At 69.3% G+C, this 26165-nt stretch carries 18 protein-coding genes and 1 pseudogene; 8 read left to right on the top strand and 11 right to left on the bottom strand.

The features are described 5' to 3' along the window. Positions 1-42: 42 nt before the first annotated feature. The 6 genes and pseudogenes from Aco03nite_RS54885 to Aco03nite_RS41080 form a co-directional block, all read right to left on the bottom strand. Positions 43-3195, bottom strand: a complete 3153-nt coding sequence (locus Aco03nite_RS54885) for a malectin domain-containing carbohydrate-binding protein (protein WP_344315749.1) — start codon at positions 3193-3195, stop codon at positions 43-45. Between the two features lie 276 nt (positions 3196-3471). Next, positions 3472-6138: pseudogene (locus Aco03nite_RS54880) on the bottom strand (S8 family serine peptidase); the annotation flags it as partial. Between the two features lie 231 nt (positions 6139-6369). After that, positions 6370-9306: an ATP-binding protein gene (locus Aco03nite_RS41095; protein WP_203806372.1), complete on the bottom strand. Its 2937-nt coding sequence runs from the start codon at positions 9304-9306 to the stop codon at positions 6370-6372. A 90-nt stretch (positions 9307-9396) separates the two neighbouring features. After that, a complete protein-coding gene (locus Aco03nite_RS41090) occupies positions 9397-9747 on the bottom strand; it encodes a PRC-barrel domain-containing protein (RefSeq protein WP_203806370.1) in 351 nt (116 codons plus the stop codon). A gap of 18 nt (positions 9748-9765) precedes the next feature. Next, a complete protein-coding gene (locus tag Aco03nite_RS41085) occupies positions 9766-10776 on the bottom strand; it encodes a LacI family DNA-binding transcriptional regulator (protein ID WP_203806368.1) in 1011 nt (336 codons plus the stop codon). Positions 10777-10792: 16 nt separating this feature from the next. Then, positions 10793-12229: a glycoside hydrolase family 43 protein gene (locus Aco03nite_RS41080; protein WP_239145869.1), complete on the bottom strand. Its 1437-nt coding sequence runs from the start codon at positions 12227-12229 to the stop codon at positions 10793-10795. 97 nt (positions 12230-12326) lie between these two features. On the opposite strand from Aco03nite_RS41080, the gene Aco03nite_RS41075 reads away from it, so the two are divergent. Genes Aco03nite_RS41075 through lipB form a run of 5 tightly spaced genes read left to right on the top strand, consistent with a single transcriptional unit; the run spans position 12327 to position 16461 of the window. Next, on the top strand, positions 12327-13946 hold the full coding sequence (locus Aco03nite_RS41075; protein WP_239145868.1) for an extracellular solute-binding protein: 1620 nt from the start codon (positions 12327-12329) through the stop codon (positions 13944-13946). Between the two features lie 41 nt (positions 13947-13987). Beyond that, positions 13988-14869, top strand: coding sequence for an ABC transporter permease (locus tag Aco03nite_RS41070; protein WP_203806454.1), 882 nt, complete (start codon positions 13988-13990; stop codon positions 14867-14869). Beyond that, positions 14866-15741, top strand: a complete 876-nt coding sequence (locus Aco03nite_RS41065) for a carbohydrate ABC transporter permease (protein ID WP_203806362.1) — start codon at positions 14866-14868, stop codon at positions 15739-15741. The genes Aco03nite_RS41070 and Aco03nite_RS41065 overlap by 4 nt, the downstream gene beginning before the upstream one ends. A 49-nt stretch (positions 15742-15790) precedes the next feature. After that, the gene (locus Aco03nite_RS54365) at positions 15791-15922 is read left to right on the top strand and encodes a hypothetical protein (RefSeq protein WP_275415955.1); all 132 of its coding nucleotides are present in this window, start codon (positions 15791-15793) and stop codon (positions 15920-15922) included. Then, positions 15919-16461 carry a lipoyl(octanoyl) transferase LipB gene (gene lipB / locus Aco03nite_RS41060; protein ID WP_239145866.1) on the top strand — a complete coding sequence of 181 codons (543 nt, stop codon included), beginning with the start codon at positions 15919-15921 and terminating at the stop codon, positions 16459-16461. Before Aco03nite_RS54365 ends, lipB begins: the two co-directional genes overlap by 4 nt. Here the strand turns inward: lipB and Aco03nite_RS41055 are convergent. From Aco03nite_RS41055 to Aco03nite_RS41035, 5 genes are all read right to left on the bottom strand, one after another. Continuing rightward, complete coding sequence (locus tag Aco03nite_RS41055) at positions 16416-16949, bottom strand: hypothetical protein (RefSeq protein ID WP_203806360.1); 534 nt, start codon at positions 16947-16949, stop codon at positions 16416-16418. The two genes, lipB and Aco03nite_RS41055, sit on opposite strands and share 46 nt — an antisense overlap. An 89-nt stretch (positions 16950-17038) precedes the next feature. After that, positions 17039-19123, bottom strand: coding sequence for a cellulase family glycosylhydrolase (locus Aco03nite_RS41050; protein WP_373872674.1), 2085 nt, complete (start codon positions 19121-19123; stop codon positions 17039-17041). Between the two features lie 243 nt (positions 19124-19366). Then, positions 19367-20566 carry a cytochrome P450 gene (locus tag Aco03nite_RS41045; RefSeq protein ID WP_203806358.1) on the bottom strand — a complete coding sequence of 400 codons (1200 nt, stop codon included), beginning with the start codon at positions 20564-20566 and terminating at the stop codon, positions 19367-19369. Positions 20567-20603: 37 nt separating this feature from the next. Next, complete coding sequence (locus Aco03nite_RS41040; protein ID WP_239145865.1) at positions 20604-20993, bottom strand: MerR family transcriptional regulator; 390 nt, start codon at positions 20991-20993, stop codon at positions 20604-20606. A gap of 12 nt (positions 20994-21005) precedes the next feature. Further along, positions 21006-22478, bottom strand: a complete 1473-nt coding sequence (locus tag Aco03nite_RS41035; protein ID WP_203806356.1) for a SulP family inorganic anion transporter — start codon at positions 22476-22478, stop codon at positions 21006-21008. 123 nt (positions 22479-22601) lie between these two features. Here Aco03nite_RS41035 and Aco03nite_RS41030 point away from each other — a divergent pair, with 123 nt between their 5' ends. From Aco03nite_RS41030 to mmsB, 3 genes are all read left to right on the top strand, one after another. After that, positions 22602-23207: a TetR/AcrR family transcriptional regulator gene (locus Aco03nite_RS41030; RefSeq protein WP_203806354.1), complete on the top strand. Its 606-nt coding sequence runs from the start codon at positions 22602-22604 to the stop codon at positions 23205-23207. 130 nt (positions 23208-23337) lie between these two features. Continuing rightward, positions 23338-24858: a multiple monosaccharide ABC transporter ATP-binding protein gene (gene mmsA / locus Aco03nite_RS41025; RefSeq protein ID WP_275415954.1), complete on the top strand. Its 1521-nt coding sequence runs from the start codon at positions 23338-23340 to the stop codon at positions 24856-24858. Continuing rightward, positions 24855-26165, top strand: coding sequence for a multiple monosaccharide ABC transporter permease (mmsB, locus tag Aco03nite_RS41020; RefSeq protein ID WP_203806350.1), 1311 nt, complete (start codon positions 24855-24857; stop codon positions 26163-26165). The genes mmsA and mmsB overlap by 4 nt, the downstream gene beginning before the upstream one ends.

Raw genomic sequence — 26165 nt, 5'->3', positions numbered from 1 at the left:
TGCCCCGGATCAGACTGATCCGGGGCAGGGTCTCCGCGGTGGTCAGAGGCGGGGGTCCTCCTGGATCCTCAGGGCGTTGAGGATCGGGTCGGACTCGCCCTTTTCCCGGGTGAAGACGATCGTCAGGTCGCCGCCGGTGTGGGTGACGGTGGCCGTGTTCGTGTCTGCCGTCAGGGTGCCTGCCTTGGCCTGCACGTCGTGGTCGTGGAGCAGGACCTTGCCGTTGGCCAGCACGTCGAAGGCTCGGTTGCCGGGCTTGACCTTGTCGAACTCTGCGAAGTCCAGGCCGATCCGGTACGTCCCTGCCGGGGCCTTCTTGAACACGTACTTGAACGTCTCTCCGGTCCGCTGGGTGCGGAACAGGGCGTCGTCCGTGGTGCCGGCGATGTCGGACCTGGTGGAGCGTGCCGTGCCGCCCACATGACCCCAGGTCCGTGAGCCGGTCAGCACCTGATCTGCCGACCAGGTGAAGTCGGCGCCTACGTGGCCCGAGCCGCCGGCGTCGACCCCCTTCCAGTACGCCGACGTCGCCAGACGGACCGGCTTGACCTGGGTCTGGCCGTTGCCCGCGGTCGACGTCACGACCAGGTCACCGGTCAGCACACCCGGCTTGATACCGGCGTTGGAAGCCGTCACCGTGACCTTGGTGGACGTGCCGGCCGCCAGCTTGACCGTGCCGGTCGCGGCCGCACCCGTCAGGGACAGCCACGGCAGGTCGGTGGCCTCGCTAACCCGCACGTCCATGGGGGCGGAACCACTGTTGGTGACGGTCACCTCGGCCGTCGCCTTCTTGCCCTGGCCGAAAAGGCCTTGGTCGAGGAGCCAGTCGAGGTTCCCCGTGCTGACGGTGGCGATGCCCGTGGTCAGCGCGGTGTTCCGTACCTCGGCCTGGTCCTTCTTCGTGATCGGCACCGGCAGAACGGCGGCGACATAGTTCGGCGCCTCCACCCGCACGGTGTTCTCCCCCACCAGCGCCTGGGCCTTCCACCGGCCCTTCACGTCGGTCGAGATGACCCGCTCCCCCAGCGTGACGACGGCGCCCTCGATCGGTGTGCCGTCGTTGACGTCGGTGACCGTGCCCTCGATCGTGCCCGCTGCCGGGAGCTGGAATTCCAGACCCAGACCGGCTTTGAGTACGGGCTGGTCGACGGAGTGCTGGACCGCGGCATTGCGGTTCAGGCTCTCCACCCCGACCGTCGCCGACGAACCCCGCGTGAGGGGGTTCGCGCCGCCGACACCGTCGCCGTATCCGATCTGGATCCGGCCGTCGGCGATCAGCGTGACCGAGAAACTGACCCGCGCCGTCCGGTCACTGTAGAAGGCGACGTTCCGCCACTCGACTACCTGCGCCGCCACGTTGTCCACCTGCGTGGTCCTGAAGTAGATCCCGGCCTCGTCGTCGACGATCAGGTCGTCCCAGAACGGGTAGATCGCGTCGATCGGGTACGCCGACGGCAGCGCCGTGTTACTGCCCTGCGTGTTGGCGCGGTCGAAGGTCAGCGTCCCGTTCGTGGTCACGCACACGCCGTCCCAGGAGCCGTCGTAGAACGGCTGCAGGTAGCCGGCGTCGAACCACAGCACGCCGCACAGGTCGTCGCCGTGCCAGCCGGACTCGACAGTGCCCTGGCGGTAGAGACCGTCGGTCACCTTCGCCGTGTACGAGCGACCGGCGGGCGCCACCGGCACCGGACCCGGATCCGGCTGTTCGGGCTGCGGTTCCGGCTCCGCCACGTCGGCACGCGGGTCGAGCGTCACCCGCAGCGCGGCGATGCTCGGGGCCTTCAAGCCTTTCGAACCCCGCAACTCGACGGTCAACGGACCACCCTTGTGCTGCACGACGGTCTTGCGCCAGTCGGCGGCATGCAAACCCACAACGGCGGCCGGGTCGTACGCGTAATCAGTGAGCGTTCCGTCCACGAGCACGTCGAACACCCGCTTGCCCCTGGTCGCCCGGTCGATCTCGGCGAAACCGAGGTCGATCGCGTAGGTGCCGGCCGGCGCGTCCGGGAAGCGGTAGAACAGCTGCTTGTCGTCGGTGGTGCGCTGGGACTGGAACAGCGCGTCGTCCGTCGTACCGGAAATCGGGCTCCTGGTGGTGTTGACCTTGGTTCTGCCCTCGAATCCCCACGTCTTCTTGCCGGCCAACTGGTCAGCGGACCAGGTGAAGCCGGAGCCGTCGGTGAGTTTCGCGCCGCCGGCGTTGACGCCGACCTGGTACTTCGTGGTCGTGAGCGTCACCGGGACGTAGCTCTTGGACTGGCGGCCGGAGTCGGACCGGACCACGATGTTCGCGCCCTGGACGCCGGGCTTCGCGCCCTGCGACGAGATCTTGACCTGGACCGTCGTCGACTTTCCGGGGGCGAGGGTGCCGCCGGACGAGGAGAGCGACAGCCACGGCAGGTCGGTGAGCAGGTCGTCCTCGACGTCGACGAGCACCACGTCGTCGGCGATCTGGTCGGCCGCCCACAGCGCCCCGGTGGCGTCGGTCTCCAGGCCGCCGCCCTGGCCGGCCTTCTGGCCCGGGAACCACCAGGCGTTCACCAGCGAACAGTCGACCGGGTCGACCTGCAGCAGACGGGTCGGCCGGTTCGAGGTGAGGTCGGTGTACCAGATGGTGTCCGACGCCTGGTTGTAGGCCAGGCCCATCACCTCGGGCAGCGGCGGCGCGCAGAACGACAGCAACGCGCCGGGCTTGTCGTGGGAGGTGCCGGCGACGGTGCCGATCATGCCGTTGCGGCGGCCGCCGACGTAGAAGACGTCCCGGGCCGGGTTGTAGGCGAGACCGGTCAGCTGCAGCGTGGACCAGTCACCCTTGACCTGCCTGGTCTCCTTGCCTGTCGTCCGGTCGAAACAGTGGATGTAGCTGGCCGGGCTGTCCTCCATCTGGCACATGTCACCGGTCCTGGTGTCCAGGGCCATGTCGAACGCCCGGTAGTCGGGGTTCCACGACGCGTCGAAGGTCTTCCCGGTGTTCTTGCCGGTCACCGTCCAGGCGGTGTTGGTGCGCTTGACGTAGTCGTGGACCCAGACGTCGCCGTCGTACCCGATGCCGGACGGCTCCTTCTCCGCGATCGTGCCGGGGATCGGGATCCGGGTGATGACGTCACCACCGGCGGTCGGGCCGACCTTGGCGAGCGCCTGCGCTTCCGCGGCGGCGGTCGTGCTGGTCTTGCCGTCGACGTTCGACTGTTTCATGCCGCTCGCGCCAACTTTCCACGCGGCGAGGTCGATCGTGCTCTTCGCACCCGTGCCGGTACGTGCGGTGGCGTCGGTGGCGTCGAACTCGGGGTGCCGGGCGGCCTCACCCAGGTGGTACGTGACCGGGGCCGATCCGGTGTTGGTCAACGTGAGCGAGCCGGTGCCGTTCTGGCCGGTGCCCAGCAGCGCATCGAGGCCGTCGGCTTTCAGCCCGGCGGCGCCGGTGGTCAGGCGTACGTCGATCGCGGCCTTCGCGTAGAGCTGCTTCAGCTGGAACGGGAAGGTCCCGGTCGTGTAGTTCGGCGCCTCGACCGTCATGGTGTAGTCACCGACCGGCAGCTGGCGGTGCACGACGCCGGTCCCGCCGGTGGTGACGGCTTCGACGAGCCCGTTCGCGGTGCTGAAGGAAACTTTCGCGCCGACGACCGGCAGGCCGTCGTTCCGGTCGACCACTGTCGTGTCGAGGTAGCCGAAGTCCGGCATGTCGTACGTGACGACCATGCCGTCCCGCAGCACCGGGACACTGTCGGAGAACCGGATGCCGTCGACACCGGCCCAGCCCTGGATGCCGGTGATGCCGTGCGCGCCGCCGGTCACCTTGTCGTCGGTCCCGATGCCGTCGCCGTACCCGAAGATGATCGTGCCGGACCGGGTGAACGTGGCCGAGTAGTTGACCGGTGCGGTGTACTCCGACCGGCTCGGATAGGCCCAGAGTCGGGCGCTGCGGTACTCGACGACGAACGCGTCCTCACCGTTGACCTTGGTGGCCGCCGTGAAGACACCACCGCCGGGGGCGAACTGGACCGGGCTCTGGGTGTAGAACGGGAACACCCCCGCACCGCCGTAACCGGGTCCGGTGCTGCCGTCCGGGGCGATGACACCGCGCAGGCCGATGCCGAGGGTGTCGTGGCTGCCGTTGTAGAGCGCGATCGGGAACGGCAGCTTCACCGTGGTCCACACCCCGCTGGGGAAGGAGACCTGCTCGGTGCCGCGCAGGTGCTCGCCCTCGGTGACGGCGCAGCTGTAGCCGCCCTTGTCGACGACGAGCCCGACTCCGATCTCCGGCGATCCGGTGCCCGGCCCGACGGTCAGCGGGGCCGTAGTGGGCGAGAAACAGGCATTCGGATCGACAGCCAGGCTGTACGCACCCTCGGGAACCGCGGTGAAGGTGAACGTGCCGTCGGCGCCGGTGCGTACCGGCTTGAGCGGGGTGTCCTTGACCGTGACGTCGGCGTTCGCGACCGGCTGCTTCTTGTCGTCGACCACCCGGCCGCTGACGTCGTGCCTGGTGGCGGCGGTGAGCGGCAGTTCGACGGCGGTGTCCTGACCGATGCTGATCGTGACGTCGGCGGTCGCGGTCAGGTAGCCGAACGCTTTGGTGCTGAGCTGGTAGTCACCGGCCGGCAGGTTCGTGGTGAACCGGCCCTTCTCGTCGGTGCCGATCGAGCGGCTGAACGGCCCGCTGATCGTCACGTCCGCGGCGGCGACCGGGGCGCCGCCGGCGGTGACGGCACCGGTGAGGGTGCCGCCCTTGCGGGGCGCGAGTTCCAGCAGACGGACCAGGTCGAGGCGGCCCTCGCCGTACATGTTGTTGACCTCGGCGGTGCCGCCGCACTCGGTGTCGTCGACGTCGGTGGCCGACTCGCCGAGCAGGCGGCGGGTCTCCTCGATCTGCCCGATCAGGGTCGGGTCGTAGCTCCACAACGCCGCGACGGCGCCTGCCACGTGCGGTGCGGCCATCGACGTACCGGACAGTTCGGCGTAGCCGTTGTTCGGATAGGACGAGCGGACGGCGACACCGGGGGCGGAGATCTCCGGTTTGATCTTGCCGCTTTCGCCCTCGCCCTTGCGGGAGAACGACGCCAGGGTGCCGTCCGAGGCGTAGGCGCCGACCGAGTAGGCGCTCTCGGCGGAGCCGGGCGAGGAGACCGTGTCGCAGGCGGCGAACGGCGAGGAATTGCCGGACGATCAGGTGCTGAAGATGCCCGCGGCGGTCCAGGCCTCGTCGATGGCCCGGAAGAAGTCGTTGAAGTTGTGCTCGGCGTTCTGGCCCCACGAGTTGTTGATGACGTGCGGGCGCTTGGCCGGGTCGGGGTTGTTGCCCTGGACGTCGGTCGGGGCGAGCAGCCACCAGCCGGACCGCAGCAGCGACTCGACGCCGGAGTCCGAGCAGCAGCCGTCGGTGGCGATCCACCGGGCGTCCGGTGCGACACCGACGTGGTCGGCGACGTCCGCGCCGACCATGGTGCCCATCGTGTGCGTGCCGTGGCCGTCGTCGTCGCACGGGGCGGTCGCGCACGAGCCGCGGGTGGCCATCCAGTTGTAGTTGTGGTCGACGGTGCCGTCGGCCTTCGTGCCGCGGTACTGCCGCACCAGCGCCGGGTGGTCGAACTGCACACCCGAGTCGAGGTTGGACACGGTGATGCCGGCGCCGGTGGCGCCCATCGCCCAGGCCTGCGGGGCGTGGATCGCCTCCAGGCCCCAGGTGACGGCGTCGGCGGCCTTGGCGGCCCGGGTGGAGTCGGCGATCTTCTCGTCCACCGGCTCGACCAGGGCGGCCTGCGGCGTCGCGTGGATCTCGGCGACCTGGGACCGCGACGCCACGTCGAGGGCGAGCTTCTCGGTGCCGCCCTTGACGAGCACGGCGTTGGCGATCGGGTAGGAGGTGTACTTGACGCCGGCCCGGTCCAGTTCCGGGGAGACGGCGGCCAGCGAGGTCTTCGCCGCCGCGGTCAGCGCGTCGTGGACGAACCGGCCGCGAGCGGACCAGTCGGTGATCTTCCGCGCCGGAGTGAGGTCGGCACCGGTCTGGAAGGTGATCCAGAAGTCGGCGGACGGCTGCGTCCGGAAACGGTCGGCCAGAGCGGGGGCGATCTTGCCGGGATCCGGCTCCGCCGCGTACGCCGGTAGTGGTTGAAGAATGACAAGGGCAGCGGCCATCGTCGCCGCGAGGGCTGTGAGTCTCATGGGTCTCTTCCGCCTACAGGGGTTGGTAGGGGTCGTGGCGCGGGGGCACGGCGTCTTCGTCGACGTCCTCGTGCGGATCCCGCGGCGGTTCGAGAGGTGGCGGAGGCTCGTCGGCGGGCTGCTCAGGCATGCATCGGCCGTGGACTATGAATCATGGAGTCATGCTCGGGCCGGGCGAGGACCCTTAGCTATCAGGTGGATACGTCAAACTTCATCGGCGAACACGCCGGCCTCCACCGCCTTGACCGCCAGCGCGGTCCGGGAACTCACCTTCAGCTTGCGCATCGCCGCGCGCAGCTGCTGGTCCACGGTGGCCGGTGACTTGGCCAGGATCCGGCTGATCTGCCGGTTCGTCTTGCCCGCCACGACCAGCTGGACCACGTCGAGTTCGCGAGGGGACAGCTGGTCGCCGTACCCGCGCCGGCCGCCGCGCCACAGTCGCGGGACCTCGGCGCCGTGCTCGCGCAAAAGTTGGGCGAGACGGTCCGCGTCACCGCGGGCGCCGAGCCGGAACAGCTGCTCGTACTGCACGGCCAGCAGCTCGCGGCCCGCCTCGATCCGGCCCTGCGCCACCAGCGCCTCGGCCTGGCGTTCGCGGGCGCGCAGGGCGTCGTACGGGCGCGGCAGCACGTTCCAGGCACGCGCCGTCCGGTCGAAGGCGGTCGCCGCCCGGGCGTGGTCGCCGGACGCGCCGAGCAGCAGGGCACGGCACAGGGCGAGCGCGGCACGCGGCGCGGGTGCGGTCCGGCCGCGCAGTCCCCGGGCGAACCGGTCGGTCAAAATTTTCGCGGCTGCCGGGTCGCCGGTGGCGAGCAGCGCTTCGACGCGGGCCGGGACGAGGTCCGTCGCCCAGATCCAGACCCCCTTTCGCCGTACGGTGTCCATCGGCTCGTCCGTGATCCGCAGCGCCCGGCGGCCGTCTCCGTCGGTCAGCCACAGCCTGGCCAGCGCGGCCGCCGCCTCCATCGTGTCGTCGGCGGCGCCGAGACGGGCGGACTCCTCCAGCACCAGCCGGAACTGCTCCTCCGCGGCCCGCCGCCGACCGGTCGCCGCGGCCAGCCGGGCGGCCAGGCGCATGCTGCCGAGGTAGTGGGCCGGCCGGTCCCGGTCGGCGTCGGCGAGAGCCGCGCTGGTCTCCGCGAGACCGTCCCAGCGGCCGGTGTTCCACGCCAGGTTGGCCTGTTCGAGGCGGACGTTGTGCTGCAGCCGGGACGCCTGCTCGGCCTCGGCCAGGCGCAGCGCGACGGCGAGATGGTGCTCGGCGTCGGTGTAACGGCCCCAGATCAGCGCCCCGGTGCCGACGTTGACGTGGATGCGGGCCACGTCCAGACGTTCCGCCGCGGTGCTGCCGTCGGCGGGCAGGCCGGCGACGACGTCCCAGGCCTCCTGTTCGCCCAGCATCAGCAGCGCCGCGGCCCGGTTGCCGGCCAGGTTCAGCCGCTGCTCCGGGGAGTCGATCCGGGCGGTCAGTGCCGCGGCCCGGTCCAGCCAGCGCCGATGGGTCGAGGCCGGCCATGGTCCCGCGTACGCCCAACCGAGGTAGGTCATCGCCCGGGCCGCCTCGACCGGGTCGTGGTCGAGGTTGTCCACCGCCTGCTCCAGTTCGCTGAGCGCGGCCTGCGCCTCGCCGACGGTGATCAGGAGCCGGCCCAGCGGGTTGCGGATCTCGGCCTGCTGCCGGGCGGAGAGGCCGGGGGTGCCCAGCACCGAACGCAGGGTACGGATCACCCGGTGGTAGACCTCGTCGACCTGTTCCCGGCGGCCCAGCGCGGCGACCCCGGCGATGCCCGCGACCCGCGCCCGGTCCACCGGCGGCAGGACCGCCCGGGACAGCAGGTCGACCAGCAGATCCACCGCCTTGGTGTGGTCACCGGAGGCGATGGCAAGCTCAGCGCCCTGTTCGGCGTACCGCAACCAGGAATTCGTCTCGCGGGCCTCCCGGAAGTGGTGGGCCAGGCGCGCCACCGGCGGGGGCCGCAGTTGCTCCAGGGCCCGGCCGGCCAGCAGGTGGAAGTGCCGGCGGTCGGTCAGCGGGATCGCCTCGTAGACGGCGGTGGCGGCCAGCACGTGCCGGAACCGCCACCAGCCGTGCTCGTCGCCGTCCAGGACACCGGCGCCGGCCGCCTCCGCGATGGCGGCCCGGCACACGGCCGGGGACAGGTTGGCGGTCGCCGCGATCGTCGCCGTCGAGGAGCGCCCGGCAAGGGTGGCCGCGGCCCGCAGCACCTGCTGGGCCGACGGCGACAGGCGGCTGACCCGCTCCCGGGTGGAGTCCCGCACCGTCGGCGGCACCCGCAGCTCACGCAGTTTCAGCCGGACCCACTGCCCGTCGCGGAAGACGATGTCGGCCCGGTCGCACATCAGGCGCACCGACTCCTCCACCGCGAGGGGGACACCGCCGGTCCGGCCGTGCATGAACGTGGTGAACTCCTGCGAGATCGGCTCACCGTCCAGCATCGAGGACACCAGCGCCGCCGTGTCGGCCGGTCGCATCGGCGCCAGGGCGATCCGCAGCTGGGTCACCCCGGCCGGCAGGCGGGACGTAAGCCGCAGCAGCAGCGATCCGTCGGCCACCTCCTCCGGCCGGTACGAGATCACCAGGCTGGGCCCGCCCGACTGCTGGCGGGAGATCACGAACAGCAGGAATTCACACGTCACCTCGTCGGCCCAGTGCGCGTCCTCCAGCACGAGGACGTCGACCCGTAGCGCCCGCAGCAGCTCGTTCAGGGCCCGGAACAGGCGGTGCCGGGCCGCCTTCGCGTCGTCCAGGGGCGGCAGCGCGGGTGGCAGGCTCGACGACCACTCCGGGAACAGGGGGCGTAACGCGCCGGCGAGTTCGGTGAGTCCCTCGCCCGGCAGCGGGTGCTCGATGTCCTGGAACGCGTCGACGATCGGGCCCAGTGTCAGCGACTCGCGCAGCGGTGGGCACACCGACACCAGGGCGGTGTGCCGGTCCGGCGTGGCCGACCACTCGCGCAGCAGCCGGCTCTTGCCGATCCCGGCCTCGCCCTCCACCAGCACAATCGCCGGGGGCCGGGCCAGGGCGCCGCGCAGAACGGCCAGCTCCCGGTCCCGGCCGACAAAACGCGGCGTGGCCACGGCCGGCGAGGTCTCGTCCTCCTCGGGCGAGAAATCGATCATGAGTGATGATCTCGCCCCACCGCGCCGGGACACAAGGCAACGTGATGCAGGGCCTAACCGAGGCCCCGATCTACCGGACGGCCGCCGATGTCAGCGGCGGGCCAGACGGCGGGACGGGCCGATCTCGTACGGCAGGCCGTAGTGGGCGAAGACCTCGGGTTCGTCGGCGGCCGCCAGCTCACCGTCCATGTCGATGCCCGGTGCGCTGCCGGTCAGTTTCTTGGCGTAGCGCACCCGCACCGCCTTCGGGCTGACCGTCGCGCCCACCAGGGGCACGAAGATCAGCCGGTGGCGGCCGATGAATCCGACCCGGACGGTGACGAAGGCGGGTTCGTCGGTCATCGTGTCGACGTAGACGGCCTCCAGATCGCCGATCTTGTCGCCGTCCGGATCGATGACGTTCTCACCCCGCCAGTCGCGGAGGTTCTCAGCAGGGAACATGCCTGATGAAATGCCCGGTCAGGGCCGGTGTGAAACAGGTGGCGCGGTACTCTCCCGGATCACCAGCCGGGTGGCCAGCTCGATGCCGGTCTGCGAGGCGGTCTCGCCGCGGCCGAGGGCCAGGGCGAGTTCGGTGGCGGCCATCGCCATCTCGGTCAGCGGCTGCCGGACCGTGGTGAGCAGCGGATCGACCATCGTCGCGATCGGCAGGTCGTCGAAACCGACCACGCTCACGTCGTCCGGCACACGCAGGCCGAGCGCGCGGGCGGCCTGGTAGACACCGACCGCCTGCAGGTCGTTCCCGGCGATGATCGCGGTCGGCCGGTCCGCGTCTTTCAGCAGCTCGAGGGCCACCTCGAAGCCGCCCATCGTGGTCAGCGCGGCCCGATGCTCACCGACCGGCAGGCCGGCCGCCTGCAACGCGGAACGCTGGCCGTCGAGGCGGGCCTGGCAGTAGAGGTGGTCCGGGCCGCTGATCACGGCGATGTCCCGGTGTCCGAGACCGATCAGGTGCCGGGCGGCGGTGCGGCCGCCGTTCCAGTTGGTGGCCCCCACGTACGGCACGTCGTCGGGCAGCTCGCTGCTCGGGTCGAGCACCACGAACGGGATGCCGCGGGCCCGCAGCTGGTCCTGCTCGGCGGTCGACAGCTGGGCGACCGTGACGATGCAGTCGGGACGGCGGGCGATGGTGTCGTCGATCCAGTAGCGGATGGTGCTGTGGTCCGGGCCGAACTCGGTCAGCACCATGCCGACCCGGTGCGCGCGGACCACCTGCTGCACGCCGCGGATGATCTCGACACCCCACATGTGCTCCAGCTCGCCGACGACCAGCTCCATCAGGTTGGTGCGCTGGGCCGGGCTGGACTTGCGGTATCCATATCTGGTGATCAGCGCCTCGACCCGGGCCCGGGTGTCGGCGGCCACCCCGGAGCGCCCGTTGATGACCTTGGAGACGGTCGGGACCGAGACACCTGCCGTCTCGGCGATGTACGAGATGGTCACCGGCTTGACCGGGTCGTCAGCGCTCACCGGGACAGGATAGGGATCACGCGGGCGCATAGTCGAACCAATCGAAGCGGGCCGCGCCGGTGGACGCGTACATGCCCAGGACCCGGCCGGTGAAGCCGCCGGCGACCTCGGTGGACAGATAGCGTCCGTCGAGTTCGGCGAGCACCTCGGTCTCGGTGCCCAGGCGGATGGTGTCGGGTTCCTGCCGGGGGTGACCGTCGCCGTCCTTCGCCGCGACGATGTCGATGCGCAGCTGGACGGGGCCGTCCGGAACCGGCAGGACCGGGGTCTCGTGCCGCACCGAACCGAGCCGGGCGATCACCCGTACACCCGCATCGGTCGTCTCCACCGCGTAGTGGTGACTTTCGTCGAGACGCACGGCCAGTCCCCCGCGGCCGTCGACGAGTGTCCGGATCGTGCAGCTGTGGTGCTGCTGGCGGCGGCCGAGGAAGGTGACGCCGGGGTCGTCGAGCAATTGGTCGCGGGCGTGCAGGGTGAGCCAGCCCGGCCGGTCGGTGGTGGACCAGCTCTCGTCCGGCCGGGACCGGATCGACAGCCAGCGCGGGTCCAGCGTGGGCGCGTCGAAGTCGTCGCGGTCGCCGATCGCCGGTGCCGGGGTGCCGAGCTGGAGATCGCCGACGACCGGCCATCCGTCGTGCCAGGAAACCGGGACCAGGAAAGTTTCGCGGCCGAGCACGTGCCAGCCGGGGGTGCCGCCGCCGGGCCGGACGCCGAGCAGCACCATCCACCACTGCCCGTCGGGGGCCTGGACCAGGTCGGCGTGGCCGGTGTTCTGGATCGGGTGGTTGCTGCCCCGGTGGGTGAGGATCGGGTTGGCCGGGCACGGCTCGAACGGGCCCTCGGGGCTGGGGCCACGGGCGATGGACACGGCGTGGCCCCGTTCGGTGCCGCCCTCGGCGATCAGCAGGTACCACCGGTCGCCGATGCGGTAGAGGTGCGGCGCCTCCGGCGCCTGGGCGCCCGGGGCCCCCGACCAGAGTCTGCGGGGCGCACTGAGGACGTGTCCCTCCCGGGGGTCGATGCGGACCTGCCAGACGCCTGCGTACGTGCACCAGCAGTGACCGTCTTCGTCCCAGACGAGGTCGGGGTCGATGCCCTGGATCGGCACTCGCACCGGGTCGGACCAGGGACCTTCCGCCCGGTCAGCGGTGTAGATCATGGTGCCGCCGTCGGGGGCGACGTTGGTGGTGATCAGCCAGAACCGGCCGTCGTGGTGACGCAGCGTGGGTGCGTAGACGCCGCCGGACGAGGGGGTGGACGGCGGCAGGGCGAGCTGGGCCGGCCGGTCCAGCGCGTTGCCGATCTGCTCCCAGTGGATCAGGTCGCGGCTGTGCAGGATCGGCACGCCGGGGAAGTACTCGAAGCTGGAGCAGGCGAGGTAGTAGTCGTCGCCCACCCGGCAGACGCTCGGGTCGGGGTGCATGCCCGGGATCACCGGGTTGGCGAAGGTCATCGGGAGAGCCTCTTCCGTCAACGATGGTTTTCGATCTCCGGCCATGCTACCTTTCGGCCGACCCAGCGAAAGTTTCCAACTGATGTCGGAGACGACCATGACAGGTACGACGCGCCGGTCCCTCCTGCAGATCGCCGGCCTGAGCGTCATCGCCACCGCGGCCGGATGCAGTGAGAAGCCCACCAGCAGCGGCAACGCCCAGAACCTCGGCGCCCTCGGTGACGTGCTGCCCACCCAGCGGGACCGCACCGGAACCATCAAGCCGGACATCACCGGCACCCGGCCGGTCCCCGACGGCTACCTGCGGTACCCGAACCCGCTCACCGACGCGATCACCACCAAGCCCGGCACCAGCGGCCGGGCGATCAGCGCGATGACCCCGGTCTGGGGCCCGGCGCCGCCCGGCACGGCACAGTCCGCCTACCTGCGGGCCGTCAACGCCGAACTCGGCACGCCCGTCGACTTCACCGTGCAGGACGGCGGCACCTACGCCGACAAGCTCAACGCCGTGTTCGGCGCCCGCGACGTGCCCGACCTGCTCTGCGTGCCCGGCTGGGAGATCGACAAGATCCCGCGGTTCGCCGAGGCGGCCAAGGTCCTGTTCACCGACCTCACCGACCATCTGCACGGCGACCTGGTCCAGCCGTACCGGATGATCGGGTCCTTCCCGGCCGCCGCCTGGCGCAACGCGGTCTGGAACGAGCGGCTGCTGGCGATTCCCAACCCGACCGACTCGCCGTTCCCCTACGCCCTGTTCACCCGCAAGGATCTGCTCGACCAGCGCGGCATCGCCGTTCCCGGCAGCCTCGAACAACTGCTCGCCGCGGCGAAAGAGGTCACCGATCCGGCCCGCAAGGTGTGGGCCTTCAGCGAGATCTTCCCGATGGTGCAGATGTACCACCGGGTGCCCGGCGCGAAAGGCGGCTGGCGGGTCCGCGCCGACGGCACCCCGGAATTCAAGTACGAGACCGCCGAATACCGGCAGGCCCTCGAAGTGATGGCGAAGATCTATGCCGACGGGCTGGTGCACCCCGATCTGGTCGCCAGCAAAGGCGCCGACCAGGACCAGCTGTTCGCCCGGGACGGCGCGATCGTCTTCGCCCAGGCCGGCATGGGATTCTGGCAGGCCGCGCAGGCCGAGAACCCGAAATCGAACCTCCAGCCGGTGCCGGTGTTCGCCGCGGATTCCGGTGCTCCTCTGGTCTGGGGCGCCGGCGAGCCGATCAGCTACACGTTCGTCAAAGCCGGGCTGCCCAAGGATCGGGTCGAGGAACTGCTGCGCGTCGTCGACTGGTGCTCCGCCCCGCTCGGCACCCAGGAGGCCCAGCTCCGCGATTTCGGGGTCGCCGGGAAACACCACACCGCCGGCCCGGACGGCCCGGTGAAAACCGATCTGGCCTTCAAGGAGATCGCCAACCAGTACTTCTTCATCAGCGGCCGGAACCCGGCGATCGGCCCGTTCCCGAACACCCCGAACTACGTGCGCGACGTCCTCACCTACTCCAACGAAACCGTCAAACACCTGGAGAAGGACCCGTGGGAGGGGCTGAAACTGGAGATGCCCGCCCGGTTCGCCGCCAACCGGGTGCCCGCCGAGGAGAAGTTCACCGACGTGCTGCGCGGCCGGCGGCCCCTCTCCGACGTGGACGGGCTCGTCAAGGAATGGCGCGACAACGGCGGTGAAGAGGCGCGGGCACTGATGGCGCGATCCCTGTGAGACTGCGCGACCGGCTGCGCCGCGACTGGCAACTGCTCGTCATGCTCGTACCCGGCGTCGTGCTGTTGCTGGTCTTCAGTTACGTCCCGATCCTCGGCAACGTCATCGCGTTCCAGGACTACAACCCCTACGCCGGTACGAATCCGCTCACCGCTTTCCTGAGCAGCGACTGGATCGGCTTCGGTCAGTTCCAGCTGCTCTTCGAGGACCCGGCGTTCTGGGACGCGCTGCGCAACACGCTGACCATCACGGTCTTCCAGCTGGTGTTCTTCTTCCCGCTGCCGATCGCGCTCGCCGTCATGCTGCACCATCTGCTGTCCCGCCGGCTGCGCGGATTCATCCAGACCGTGGTGTACCTGCCGCACTTCTTCAGCTGGGTCCTGGTCATCACGTTCTTCGTGCAGATGCTCGGCGGCGCGGGACTGTTCGCGCAGACGTTGCGCGACGCCGGGCTGGAACCGTGGAACATCATGACCAACCCGGACACGTTCCTGATCCTGGTCACCGCCGAAGCGGTCTGGAAGGACGTCGGCTGGGGCACCATCGTGTTCCTCGCCGCATTGGCCGCCGTCGACCCCCATCTGTACGAGGCGGCCGCCGTCGACGGCGCCGGACGCTGGCGGCGGCTGTGGCACATCACCCTTCCCGGGCTGCGGCCGGTGATCGTGCTGCTGCTCATTCTGCGGCTCGGCGACGCGCTGTCGGTCGGCTTCGAACAGTTCATCCTGCAGCGCGACGCGGTCGGGCGGCAGGCCGCCGAAGTGCTCGACACCTACGTCTACTACTTCTCCATCGCCACCGGGAACTTCGGTTTCGGCGCCGCCGCCGGACTGTTCAAAGCCGCCATCGGGCTGGTCCTGATCCTGGCCGCCAACCGGATGGCCCACGCACTCGGCGAACGAGGGATCTACAGCAAATCATGAGACCTGTCTGGGAGGAGCCGCCCACCGTTCCCGGCCGGGCCCTCAAAGCCGTCATATTGACGCTGCTCGTAGCCAGTGTGCTGTTTCCGCTCTGGACGGTTCTGGTGACCAGTCTGTCGCCGCCGTCGGCGATCGCGTCAGCGGGCGGATTCGTGGTGATCCCCCGCGGTTTCGACCTGTCCGCTTATCGGACCATCTTCGCCGGTGGCGCGGTCACCCGGGCATTGTGGATCAGCACCCTGGTCACCGTGATCGGGACGGCGGTCGCCCTGACGGTCACGGTCCTTTCCGCGTACGGGCTGTCGCGTCCCGGATCGACCGGACATCGCTGGTTGCTGGCGTACTTCCTGATCCCGTTCCTGATCTATCCGCCGCTGGTCCCGAAATATCTGGTCGTCACCGGGCTCGGCCTGAAGGACAGCATCTGGGCGCTGATCCTGCCGTCCGCGGTCAGCGTCTTCAATCTGGTCGTCGTCCGCGGCTTCTTCCAGGGCATTCCGCCGGAGTTGCTGGACAGTGCCCGTATCGATGGAGCAGGTGATTTCCGGATCCTGGCCCGCATCGTGCTGCCGTTGTCGTCGGCGGTGGTGGCCGTCATCGGGCTGTTCTACGCGGTCGCCTATTGGAACGTGTGGTTCGACGCGCTGCTGTTCATCGACCGCAACGACATGTACCCGATCCAGCGGGTGCTGCAGAGCTATCTGCTGGCCGGGCAGGCGCCGCACACATCCGGAGCGGCGGCGTCACTGCCGCCCACCGAGGCGATCAAAATGGCCGTGGTGGTCCTGACGGTGGCCCCGATCGTCGCCGTCTACCCGTTCATCCAGCGCCACTTCATCAAGGGCGTCCTGATCGGGGCGGTCAAGGGCTGAGTCGCGCGTCTCATGGCCGGGGCAGCGGGACAGGAGCACAATCGGCGACGTGAGTGTGCTGCGAGTGGACCTCGGCGAGATCGACTACCGGACCGCGATCGACACGATGGCCGGCTGGGCCGACGAGCGCCGGGCCGGGACCGCCCCGACCGGTTGTTCCTGCTCAGCCATCCTCCGGTGATCACTTTCGGGCGGCGGACCCCGCCCGGGGACCTCCCCGCGGATCTGTCGGTGATCCCCACCGTCGAGGCCGACCGCGGTGGCAACGCGACCTATCACGGCCCCGGCCAGCTCGTCGGCTACCTGGTCATGGACCTGCGCGAGTGGGGGCCGGTCGACGTGGTCCGCTGGCTGGAGAACGGGCTGATCGCCGCCCTGGCCGACCTCGGGTTCCCGGCGATCCGCCGCGACACCCCGCCCGGATCGGCCAGCCTGGTCGGTGTCTGGACCCCGGACCACCGCAAGATCGTCTCGATCGGCATGCGCATCCGCGGCGGCATCACCACGCACGGGTTCGCCCTGAACGTCGACCCCGACCTGGCGGTCTTCGACAGTTTCATCGCCTGCAGCCTGGACGACGTGGCGATGACCTCACTCCACCAGCTGGCCGCCGAGTCGGGCGTCCACCCGCCCACCGACGCCGAGGTTCGCGATGCCGTGGCGGCCCATCTGCGCTATTCCACCTCCATCAGTGACGAGATGGGCGCGAGGACCGCATAGGCCGAGGTCACCCCGGATCGATCGCCACTCAGGTCGACCACGATCGATTCGGCCGGGAGGCTGCCGAAGCCGTTGAGGGTCACCCTCCCGTCGCAGGGGATCGTGCCCGAGGACAGCGGTTCAGCGTCGGCGCCGGGTTTGCTCCTGCGTACCTCGACGGAGAGCGTCGTGCCCGGAGTCGCCGAGGTGCAGGCCGCCTGCACCCCGTACTCGGTGCCGCTCTTCGCGTCGCGGTGCAGGATGGTCTTGTTGTCGGAGTGCCCGTCCTTGACGGTGACCACCCTCCGGGACAGCTCACCGGGAACGACCGGGGGTGCTTCGAGCGGGGCGAGGGCGGCGGCCGCCGACGGGCCGGGAGACGGCGTGGCCGCGGTCACGACAGGGGCCGGCGCGGACGGCTCGGGTGTCCGCGCGGGTGGGCTCGAACAGCCGGCGACGAGGGCCGCCATCACGGCGGGAAGCAACGCGGACTGCCGGAAACGGGACATTCGCTCATGATGCCAAGCGGACACCACCGCACGCCCGGAATCCCCCGCCGGGCCGGTCACCTCGACCGGCCCGGCGACGGGTGGGTAGGTCAGGAGTTGGGGGCGCCGGTGACTGTGGTGCCGGACTTGGTGAGGGTGTAGGTGGTTCGGGCTCCGCTCCAGAAGTGGAAGGTCAGCGTCACCGTGCCGTCGTTGACCTCGGCGAAGAACTCCGGCTTCAGCAGGATCGTGTTCGCGCTGTAATCCGGCTGGAAGTGGGTCCAGAACTCTTTGTAGGACGTCCAGTTCGCGGGGCCCGCGTTGGAGCCGTCGGCGTATTTGGCCTCCATCGTGGCCAGCTGGTCACCTCGGAACTGGGTGGGGATGGCGAAGGCTGTCGTCGTGCCGGTTGCTGTCGACTGGGTCGCAGGATCGTACGAGATGAGGTTGATCCGCCAAGGGACTCCCTGGCTGAAACGGGCCTCGACGGTGGCGCGGACGCCGTAGGAGCGGTCTCCCAACAGCCTGGTCAACGCCGATGCCGTCACGGTCAGATTGTTTCCGGAGACCGTGTAGTCAGTGCCCTGGGTCAAACCGGTCAAGCCCTGGAAGGTGGTGCCGTTCAGGTTCAAGGTCAACGACTTCGAGCCGATTGCGCCGGTACGCGGGACGAAGATCTGATCCGACGACGCGGTGCCGGAACGGGTCGTCCAGCTGGCCTGGATGATGTCGTGCACGCCCTGGTCGCGCCAGCGGAGTTCGGTGCGGTTCAGGAACTGGCCGGCGTCCCACAGCATCGTGGTCAGACCCCGGGTGCGGGCGTGATAGCCGACCGCCTCCAGGAACTTCAGGAACTCGCCGCGCTCGATGACGCCGGGGCGGTTGTGGTCCCAGTTCAGCAGCGCCCACTCGCCGATGATCACCGGGATGCCGCGGTCCACGAAACTTGCCTTGACCCGGTCGAACGTTCCGATCAGATCCTGCTCCACGGTGGCGTCGTAGCGGGTGCCGCCCGCGATGTTCACGCTGAACGGCCAGTAACCGTAGAAGTGCACGGTTGCCGCCACGTTCGGATCGTCGAGGGCGTCGAACTCGGCGTTCAGCGCGTCGAGGCGGCCCTGGTCGGCGTTGGTGAACAGGGTCGGCAGCACCAGCAGGCGGGTGGTGTTGGCGCCGCCGGACGCGCGGACCAGGTCTACGAAGATCTCGTCCAGCTCGGCGAGGGCCTGATAGTTCTGCTGGTCGTCGGTGGTTCCGGCGAACTGCGGCTCGTTGATGCTCTCGAACACCAACTCCTCGGGATAGGCCCGGAACGCGGCACTGATCTGCGTCCAGAGACGGGTGTACCTCGCGGTCACGTTCGTACGATCAGTGGGATAGGTGTTGATCCACTGCCAGGAGTCGTGATGCAGGTTGATCATGACGTAGAGGTCCTCGGCCAGGGCCCAGTCCACGATCTGCTTCACCCGGGCCAGCCAGGCGGCGTCGATCGTGTAGTTCGGGGCGGCGCCGTGGTGGTTGCTCCAGGTGATCGGCAGACGGATGCTGTTGTAACCCTGCGACTTCACGTGCCGCAGCAGCGCCTGCGTGGTCAGCGGATTGCCCCAGGACGTTTCGTCCGGGATCGCGTCCAGGGTGTTGCCGAGGTTCCAGCCGGGCTGCATCGCCGCGACGATCGCCTCCGGATCGGAACTGCCGCCGCCCGGGTCCGACGGCGGCGGGGTGGTCGGGGTGGCGCCTCCGGTGCAGGTCACGCCGTTCAGGGCGAACGACGCGGGCGCCGGGTTGGAGCCGGTCCACGAACCGTTGAAACCGAACGACACGGATCCGCTGGTAGGAAGGGCGGCGTTCCAGCTCGCGTTGGTGGCGGTCACCTGGTCGCCGGCGGCGGTCACGGTCGAGCTCCAGGCCTGGGTCACCCGCTGGCCGGCGGTCCAGGTCCACTTCAGGTTCCAGCCGTTGATCGTGTCACCGAGGTTGGTCACGGCGACGTCGGCGGTGAATCCGCCCTGCCACTGCGAGGACACCTGGTAGACGACCTTGCAGCCGGCGGCTGCCTGCGCCGCGGTCGCCACGAGGACGCCGACCAGCATCAGTACGGCGGCGATCAGGACGCTCAGGATCGAGCGGCGGGGCGACCGACGCGAAGCCGGTTGGTGAGAAGACGGAGGGAATGCGGGGATCGGGGAGATCATGAGTCACTTCCTGTTCGGGGAAACAATCGCAACTCGGAGAGAAAGTTTCTAGGCGCGACGATAAGCCAGCCGTCGACAGGGGTCAATGAAAGGCGGGCCCGGGCGCGGCTGGGCCGCGGCCACCGGTAAGGCCAGGCGCGGCGAAAGCGGCCGGAGCGGGAGAGATGAGAGCGGAAGGAACGGCGCAGGCGGGACCGGCGGGAACGGCGTGGGCGGGGGTGGCGGGAGCGGGCGCGGGCCGGGTCAGTGGTGGGACAGGCGGAGGGGTAGGTAGGCGTAGGACGGGATCAGGACCTTGCGGCGGTAACCGCGCCTGCCGATGCGCCATGCCCGGCCGGTGTCGAGGAGCGTCTGCAGCATTCCGGTTATCTCGGCTCGGGCGACCGGAGCACCCAAGCACAGGTGGCGGCCCGCACCGAACCAGAGTTGACGCTGGTCCGGGAGGTATCCGCGGTCCAGGTCGAACGGACCGGCGGCGTTGTTCGCGGTCCACGTCAACATCAGCACCCGCTCCCCCGCACGCAGATGACGGCTCTCGACGGCGACGTCCGCGGACACCGCCCGGCCGATCACCGGGGCCGGGGAGGTGACCCGCAGGCCCTCGCGGACCGCGTCGGGCAGCAGGGCGGGATCAGCTCGGAGACGGTGCTGGGCCCCGGTGTCGTGCAGGATCGCTACGGTCCGGGCCATCGCGCTGGCCGCGGTCTCGGTGCCGGCCACCATCAGCAGGGTGGCTAGGCCTTCCGCCTGGCGTTGCTCCAGGCCCAGGTCACGGCAGCGGCCGAGGACCGTCTCCGGCGGGGCGGTTCGCCAGGCCTCGGCGACGTTCACGGTCAGCCGGGCCACGATGGCTTTCGCCCGGGCCACGGTCTCCGGCGCGAGGTGGGTGGAGGTGGTGGTCCCCAGCGCGAGCGCGGCGAGTTCCTCCCCGGTGCCGAAAATTTCGCGGTACGCGTCATCGTGATCGGCCACCCGCAGCTGCAGCAGGTCGGCGACGATCCGGCCGACCAGCACCCGGGCCAGGTCGGCGATGTCGACAGCCCGGCCGGCCCGCAGTTCCGCCCCGGCCTGGGCAAGGCGCGGGCCGACGACCCGGTTGTTGAGTTCGCGGGCGCTGTCGTCGGTGAACAGGTCACGGGTCCGGGAGCGGAGCTGGTGGTGTCCGGGCCCGTCGAAGATGTCGTTGACCCAGTCGCCGAGAACCTGCGCCCACATGTGCCCGACACCGCCCTCACCGAGCAGCGTGAAATGCGCCGGATCGTTGAGGATCCGCCGGGCCACGACCGGATCGGTGGTGACCCAGCCGATCCGGGGCACCCGTCGCAGGCTTCCGGCCAGGCGCCCGGCGGTGAGCAGCACGGGAAGGCTCGGTTTGGCGGCGGCCAGCACCCGGAACTCATGGCGACGAGCGAGATCGAAACGGCGGCCTGCAAGATCGGGCATCAGGCCATCCTCGCCGCTCGCCGCCGGCCGCGCCCGGCTATCGGGTGTGCTGGTCCAGGTGGTCGCGCATCTGTTCGGCGAAACCCTCGGCGTGGGCCAGCTGGTCGCGAAGGGTCTGGACCCGGGTGTCGGCTGCCCGGTGGTAGCCGGCCAGGCGGTCCATCAGGGCGGCCCGGTCGCCGGTGTCGGCGGTCAGCTGGTCGAGGATCTCCAGCAGGTCGCGCATCTCGTCGAGGGTGAAACCCAGCGGCTTCATCCGTTTCACCACCCGCAGCCGGTCCAGGTCCGGGTCGGTGTAGAGACGGAAACCGCCGTCACTGCGGGCGGACGGCACGATCAGGCCGGCTTCCTCGTAGTGGCGGATGGTGCGGATGCTGAGCCCGACCCGTTCCGCCGCTTCCCCGATCTGCATGTGCCGTCCGGTCATCGCCACAGTTTGTCAGTGCCCCGCGTTCAGCTTGCCCGCGAGGTTCGCGTGGAAGCCGGCGCTCGCCTCGTTCAGGCCGATGATCTCGACGTTCTTGCCGCGGGAGCGGTATTTGTGGGTGATCGCGTCGAGGGCGGCCACCGACGACGCGTCCCAGATGTGGGCGGCGCTCATGTCGATGACCACGTGGTCCGGGTCGCCGGCGTAGTCGAACTGGTGCACGAGGTCGTTGGACGAGGCGAAGAACAGCTCCCCACGTACGACATAGGTGTCCTTGATCTTGGTGACCTCGGTGAAGTGGGCGACCCGGCGGGCGAAGACGACCATGGCGGCCAGCACGCCGAGCACCACGCCGACGGCGAGGTTGTGGGTGACCAGGGTGCCGGCCACGGTGATCACCATGACGGCGATCTCACCGGCGGGCATCCGCTTGAGGGTGGCCGGGGCGATGCTGTGCCAGTCGAAGGTGCCGACCGAGACGATGATCATGACGGCGACCAGGGCGGCCATCGGGATCAACGCCACCACGTCACCTAGCACGACGACCAGGATGAGCAGGAAGACACCGGCCAGGAACGTGGACAGCCGGGTGCGCGCGCCGGACGTCTTCACGTTGATCATCGTCTGGCCGATCATGGCGCAGCCGCCCATGCCGCCGAAGAAGCCGGTGACGATGTTGGCGACACCCTGGCCCCACGACTCGCGGGTCTTGTCGGAGCGGGTGTCGGTGACGTCGTCGACAAGTTTCGCGGTCATCAACGATTCCATCAGACCCACCAGGGCGATTCCCAGCGCGTACGGGGCGATCAGGGTCAGCGTGTCGAGCGTGAACGGGACGCTCGGGATGCCGAAGATCGGCAGGCTGTCCGGCAGGGTGCCCTCGTCGCCGACGTTCGGCACGGTGACGTGCGCGATCAGCACGAACGCGGTGAGCAGCACGATGGCGATCAGCGGCGCCGGGATCGCGGTGAAGTACCGGGGCAGCAGGAACATGATCGCCAGGGCCACCGCGACCAGCGGGTAGACCAGCCACGGCACGTCGATCAGGTGCGGCAGCTGCGCGGTGAAGATCAGGATCGCGAGGGCGTTGACGAAGCCGACCATCACGCTGCGCGGGATGAACCGCATCAGCCGGGCCACCCCGAGCAGGGCCAGGACGATCTGGAACACACCGCCGAGCACGACGGCGGCGGTCAGGTAGCCGAGCCCGTGCTCCTTGGCGAGCGGGGCGACGACCAGCGCGATGGCGCCGGTGGCGGCGGAGATCATGGCGGGGCGGCCGCCGCAGATCGCGATCGTGACGGCCATCGTGAACGAGGCGAACAGCCCGACCTTGGGGTCGACGTTCGCCAGGATGGAGAACGAGATCGCCTCGGGAATCAGGGCGAGGGCCACGACGAGCCCGGCCAGGATCTCGGTGCGCAACACTCGCGGCGAGGCCAGCCAATCCGGCCGCGACCAGCGCGCACCAACGGTTTTCGACATGTGCGCAGACTCTACCCTTCCGTAAGAGTAGAGTGCCGCGGCCCCCGGAACCTGCCGGATCGCACCGGGCTGGCAACGTTCAGGCGTTGACGGAGTGAGTACTCACTCCGTACCGTCGAGGATATGACACCGACACGAGCACCGGGCATGACACCCGACCAGCGCCGCGAGACCATCGTCCGGGCCGCGCTCCCCCTCGTCGCCGAGCTGGGGGCCGCCGTCACCACCGCGAAGATCGCGCGGGCGGCCGGCATCGGCGAGGCGACCATCTTCCGGGTCTTCGACGACAAGAACGCGGTCCTCGAAGCCTGCGTCGCCGCCGCCCTCGACCCCACCCAGGTGCACCAGGAGCTGCAGTCCATCCCCCTCGACCAGCCCCTCGCCGCCCGGCTCGCCGAGGCGATCTACGCGCTGGACGCCTACCTGAACCGGATGGGCACGGTCATCCGCGCCATGCACGGCACCCTCGGCACCGGCCGCCGTGGCCCCGGCCCACTCCCGGGCGCCCGGGACGAATCCCAGGCGATCACCCGGCAGGCGGTCCTCGACCTGTTCGAACCCGATCAGGAGCGGCTGCGGCTGCCGGCGGCGACCCTGGCCGACGCGTTCCTGAACCTGTTCTTCGGCCAGGTCCGGCGCAGCACCCCGGCCGAGAGCACGATCAGTGTCGAGGAGCTGGTCGATCTGTTCCTTTTCGGAGCATTGACCAGGGCGGATCACCAGGACTGAGGTTCCGGAACCGGATCTTGCCCCGCGGGGATGGCGGCAACGGTCAATTGGATTTACAGTGCGGAAACGCCCTGTTCATCGAACTTGATCAGAAGTCCCGGGGGTAAGTGTGGGCGATGCCCTGCTCGAAATGCGATCGATCACCAAGGAGTTCCCCGGGGTCGTCGCATTGGCCGACGTCAGCCTGGCGGTCACCGCCGGGCGGATCCACGCGATCTGCGGAGAGAACGGCGCCGGTAAATCAACGCTGATGAAGGTCCTCAGCGGGGTGCACCCGTTCGGGACCTATCAGGGCACGATCCTGTACCAGGGACGGGAGTGCCGTTTCGCCGACATCCGGGCCAGCGAGAACGCCGGAATCGTCATCATCCACCAGGAGTTGGCGCTGGTCCCGGGCATGTCGATCACCGAGAACATCTTCCTCGGCAACGAGCCCCGGCGCTGGGGCCGCATCGACTGGAAAGCCGCCAACCACCGCGCCCTGGAACTGATGGCGATGGTCGGGCTGAAAGAGGACCCGGACACCCTGATCAAGGACATCGGGGTCGGGAAACAGCAGCTGGTGGAGATCGCGAAGGCGTTCGCCAAGGACGTCAAACTGCTGATCCTGGACGAGCCGACGGCCGCGCTCAACGAGAACGACTCGCGGCACCTGCTCGATCTGCTGCGCGGTTTCAAGGAACGCGGCATCACCTCGATCATGATCTCGCACAAGCTCAACGAGGTGGAGGCGGTCGCCGACGCGATCACCATTCTGCGCGACGGGCGGACCATCGAAACGATCACCGTCGGTGCGGACCGGGTCGACGAGGACCGGATCGTCCGCGGCATGGTCGGCCGGGATCTGCAGAGCCGGTTCCCGGAGCACACGCCGCAGATCGGTGACGTGTTCTTCGAGGTCCGGGACTGGACCGTGCGGCATCCGATCTCGGCGGAACGGCTCGTCTGCAAGAACTCGGCGTTCACCGTCCGCCGGGGCGAGATCGTCGGATTCGCCGGGCTGATGGGCGCCGGCCGCACCGAACTCGCGATGAGTGTGTTCGGGCATTCGTACGGCGTACACCTGGCGGGAAAGGTCTTCAAGGACGGCCAGGAGATCCAGGTGGACTCGGTCGCCGACGCCATCGCCAACGGGCTCGCCTATGTCAGCGAGGACCGCAAGGCGATCGGCCTGAATCTGCTCGACGACGTGAAGACGTCGGTGGTCGCCGCGAAACTGTCCAAAATCACCCGCCGGGGCGTGCTGGACCAGGCCGCGCAGTATCACGAGGCGGAGAGTTACCGGCGGAGTCTGCGGATCAAGACGCCGACCGTCGACGAGGGCGTCACCCGGCTCTCCGGCGGCAACCAGCAGAAGGTCGTCCTGGCGAAATGGATGTTCACCGACCCTGATCTGCTGATTCTCGACGAGCCGACACGCGGGATCGACGTGGGCGCGAAATACGAGATCTACGGCATCATCCAGCGGCTCGCCGACGAGGGCAAAGGCGTCATCGTCATCTCCTCGGAACTGCCCGAGCTGATCGGGCTCTGCGACCGCATCTACACCGTCTTCGAAGGCACGATCACCGGCGAGGTCGCCCGCGCGGACGCCGATCCGGAACTGCTGATGAGGCGAATGACCTCGAACCGGAAGCTGACCACGCCATGAGCCGCATCAAAGACCTGCAGAAGAACCTTTTCGGCGGTACGACGTCCAACGCCCGTCAATTCGGCATGATCTTCACGCTCGTGGCGATCATCGTGTTCTTCCAGATCCGCACCGACGGACTGACGTTGACGTCGGGCAATCTGATCGCCCTGACCCAGCAGTACGCGTACATCTCGATCCTGTCCATCGGCATGCTGATGGTGATCGTCGCCGGTCACATCGACCTGTCGGTGGGCTCGGTGGCCGCGTTCACCGGCATCGTGGTGGCCAAGGCGATCACCGAACACGGCGTGCCATGGCCGGCCGGCATCCTGCTCGGCCTGCTCGTCGGCGCGCTGATCGGGGCCTGGCAGGGGTTCTGGGTCGCCTACATCGGGGTGCCGGCGTTCATCGTCACGCTCGCCGGGATGCTGCTGTTCCGCGGCGGCAACCAGTACATCGGCAATGCCGACACGGTGCCCGTCCCGGAGGGCTTCCGGGTGATCGGCGCCGGTTACCTGCCCGAGTTCGGCCCGGAGACCGGCTACAACAACGCGACCCTGCTGCTCGGACTGGTGCTGTGCGCGGCGGTGGCGTGGCGGGAGTGGCGCACCAGGCGGGTCCGTCAGCAGATGGAGGGCGCCGAACCGGCTCCGGTGTGGATCTCGGCGGTGCGGCTGGCCCTGCTGCTCGGGGTGATCGTCTTCGCCACGCTCCAGTTCGCCGGCGGGCGGGTCGGCACCAGTTTCCCGGTGTCCGGCATCATCCTCGCGGTCCTGGTCGTCGCGTACTCGTTCTACACCCGCAACACCGCCGGTGGCCGGCACATCTACGCGGTCGGCGGCAACGCCCGGGCCGCCGAGCTGTCCGGGGTGAAACTGCGCCGGGTCAACTTCCTGGTCATGACGAACATGGGCGTGCTCGCCGCGGTGGCCGGCATGATCTTCGTGGCCCGGTCCACGGCCTCCGGCCCGCAGGACGGGCTGAACTGGGAACTCGACGCCATCGCCGCGGTCTTCATCGGCGGGGCCGCGGTCTCCGGCGGTCTCGGCACGGTCAGCGGCTCGATCGTCGGCGGCCTGGTCATGGCCGTGCTCAAGAACGGTCTGCAACTCACCGGTGTCGGATCCGACATGGACCAGATCATCCGTGGGCTGTTCCTGCTCGCCGCCGTCGCGCTGGACGTCTACAACAAGAAACAGGGCCGGTTCTCGATCATCGGATCGTTGATGCGGCCCTTCCGAGGTTCGGCTGCCGCCCCCACGGCAGATCCGGCAGTCCCCAGTGCCGAAGGCGAGAAAGCCAGCAGTTCTTCTTCCGGAAGGTGA

The sequence above is a fragment of the Actinoplanes couchii genome (assembly GCF_016862075.1).
In the GTDB taxonomy this organism is placed as follows: domain Bacteria; phylum Actinomycetota; class Actinomycetes; order Mycobacteriales; family Micromonosporaceae; genus Actinoplanes; species Actinoplanes couchii.
This window is presented reverse-complemented; position numbering and strand designations above follow the sequence as displayed.

Bases quoted from the DNA above. Each gene is read 5' to 3' on its own strand.
- mmsB (WP_203806350.1), top strand. From the start codon at position 24,855: ATGAGCCGCATCAAAGACCTGCAGAAGAACCTTTTCGGCGGTACGACG.
- Aco03nite_RS41070 (WP_203806454.1), top strand. From the start codon at position 13,988: ATGCTCGTACCCGGCGTCGTGCTGTTGCTGGTCTTCAGTTACGTCCCG.
- Aco03nite_RS41035 (WP_203806356.1), bottom strand. From the start codon at position 22,478: ATGTCGAAAACCGTTGGTGCGCGCTGGTCGCGGCCGGATTGGCTGGCC.
- Aco03nite_RS41045 (WP_203806358.1), bottom strand. From the start codon at position 20,566: ATGCCCGATCTTGCAGGCCGCCGTTTCGATCTCGCTCGTCGCCATGAG.
- Aco03nite_RS41075 (WP_239145868.1), top strand. From the start codon at position 12,327: ATGACAGGTACGACGCGCCGGTCCCTCCTGCAGATCGCCGGCCTGAGC.
- Aco03nite_RS41090 (WP_203806370.1), bottom strand. From the start codon at position 9,747: ATGTTCCCTGCTGAGAACCTCCGCGACTGGCGGGGTGAGAACGTCATC.
- Aco03nite_RS41050 (WP_373872674.1), bottom strand. From the start codon at position 19,123: ATGATCTCCCCGATCCCCGCATTCCCTCCGTCTTCTCACCAACCGGCT.
- mmsA (WP_275415954.1), top strand. From the start codon at position 23,338: ATGCGATCGATCACCAAGGAGTTCCCCGGGGTCGTCGCATTGGCCGAC.
- Aco03nite_RS41040 (WP_239145865.1), bottom strand. From the start codon at position 20,993: ATGACCGGACGGCACATGCAGATCGGGGAAGCGGCGGAACGGGTCGGG.
- Aco03nite_RS41055 (WP_203806360.1), bottom strand. From the start codon at position 16,949: ATGTCCCGTTTCCGGCAGTCCGCGTTGCTTCCCGCCGTGATGGCGGCC.
- Aco03nite_RS54885 (WP_344315749.1), bottom strand. From the start codon at position 3,195: ATGAAACAGTCGAACGTCGACGGCAAGACCAGCACGACCGCCGCCGCG.
- Aco03nite_RS41095 (WP_203806372.1), bottom strand. From the start codon at position 9,306: ATGATCGATTTCTCGCCCGAGGAGGACGAGACCTCGCCGGCCGTGGCC.
- Aco03nite_RS41065 (WP_203806362.1), top strand. From the start codon at position 14,866: ATGAGACCTGTCTGGGAGGAGCCGCCCACCGTTCCCGGCCGGGCCCTC.
- Aco03nite_RS41030 (WP_203806354.1), top strand. From the start codon at position 22,602: ATGACACCGACACGAGCACCGGGCATGACACCCGACCAGCGCCGCGAG.
- Aco03nite_RS41080 (WP_239145869.1), bottom strand. From the start codon at position 12,229: ATGACCTTCGCCAACCCGGTGATCCCGGGCATGCACCCCGACCCGAGC.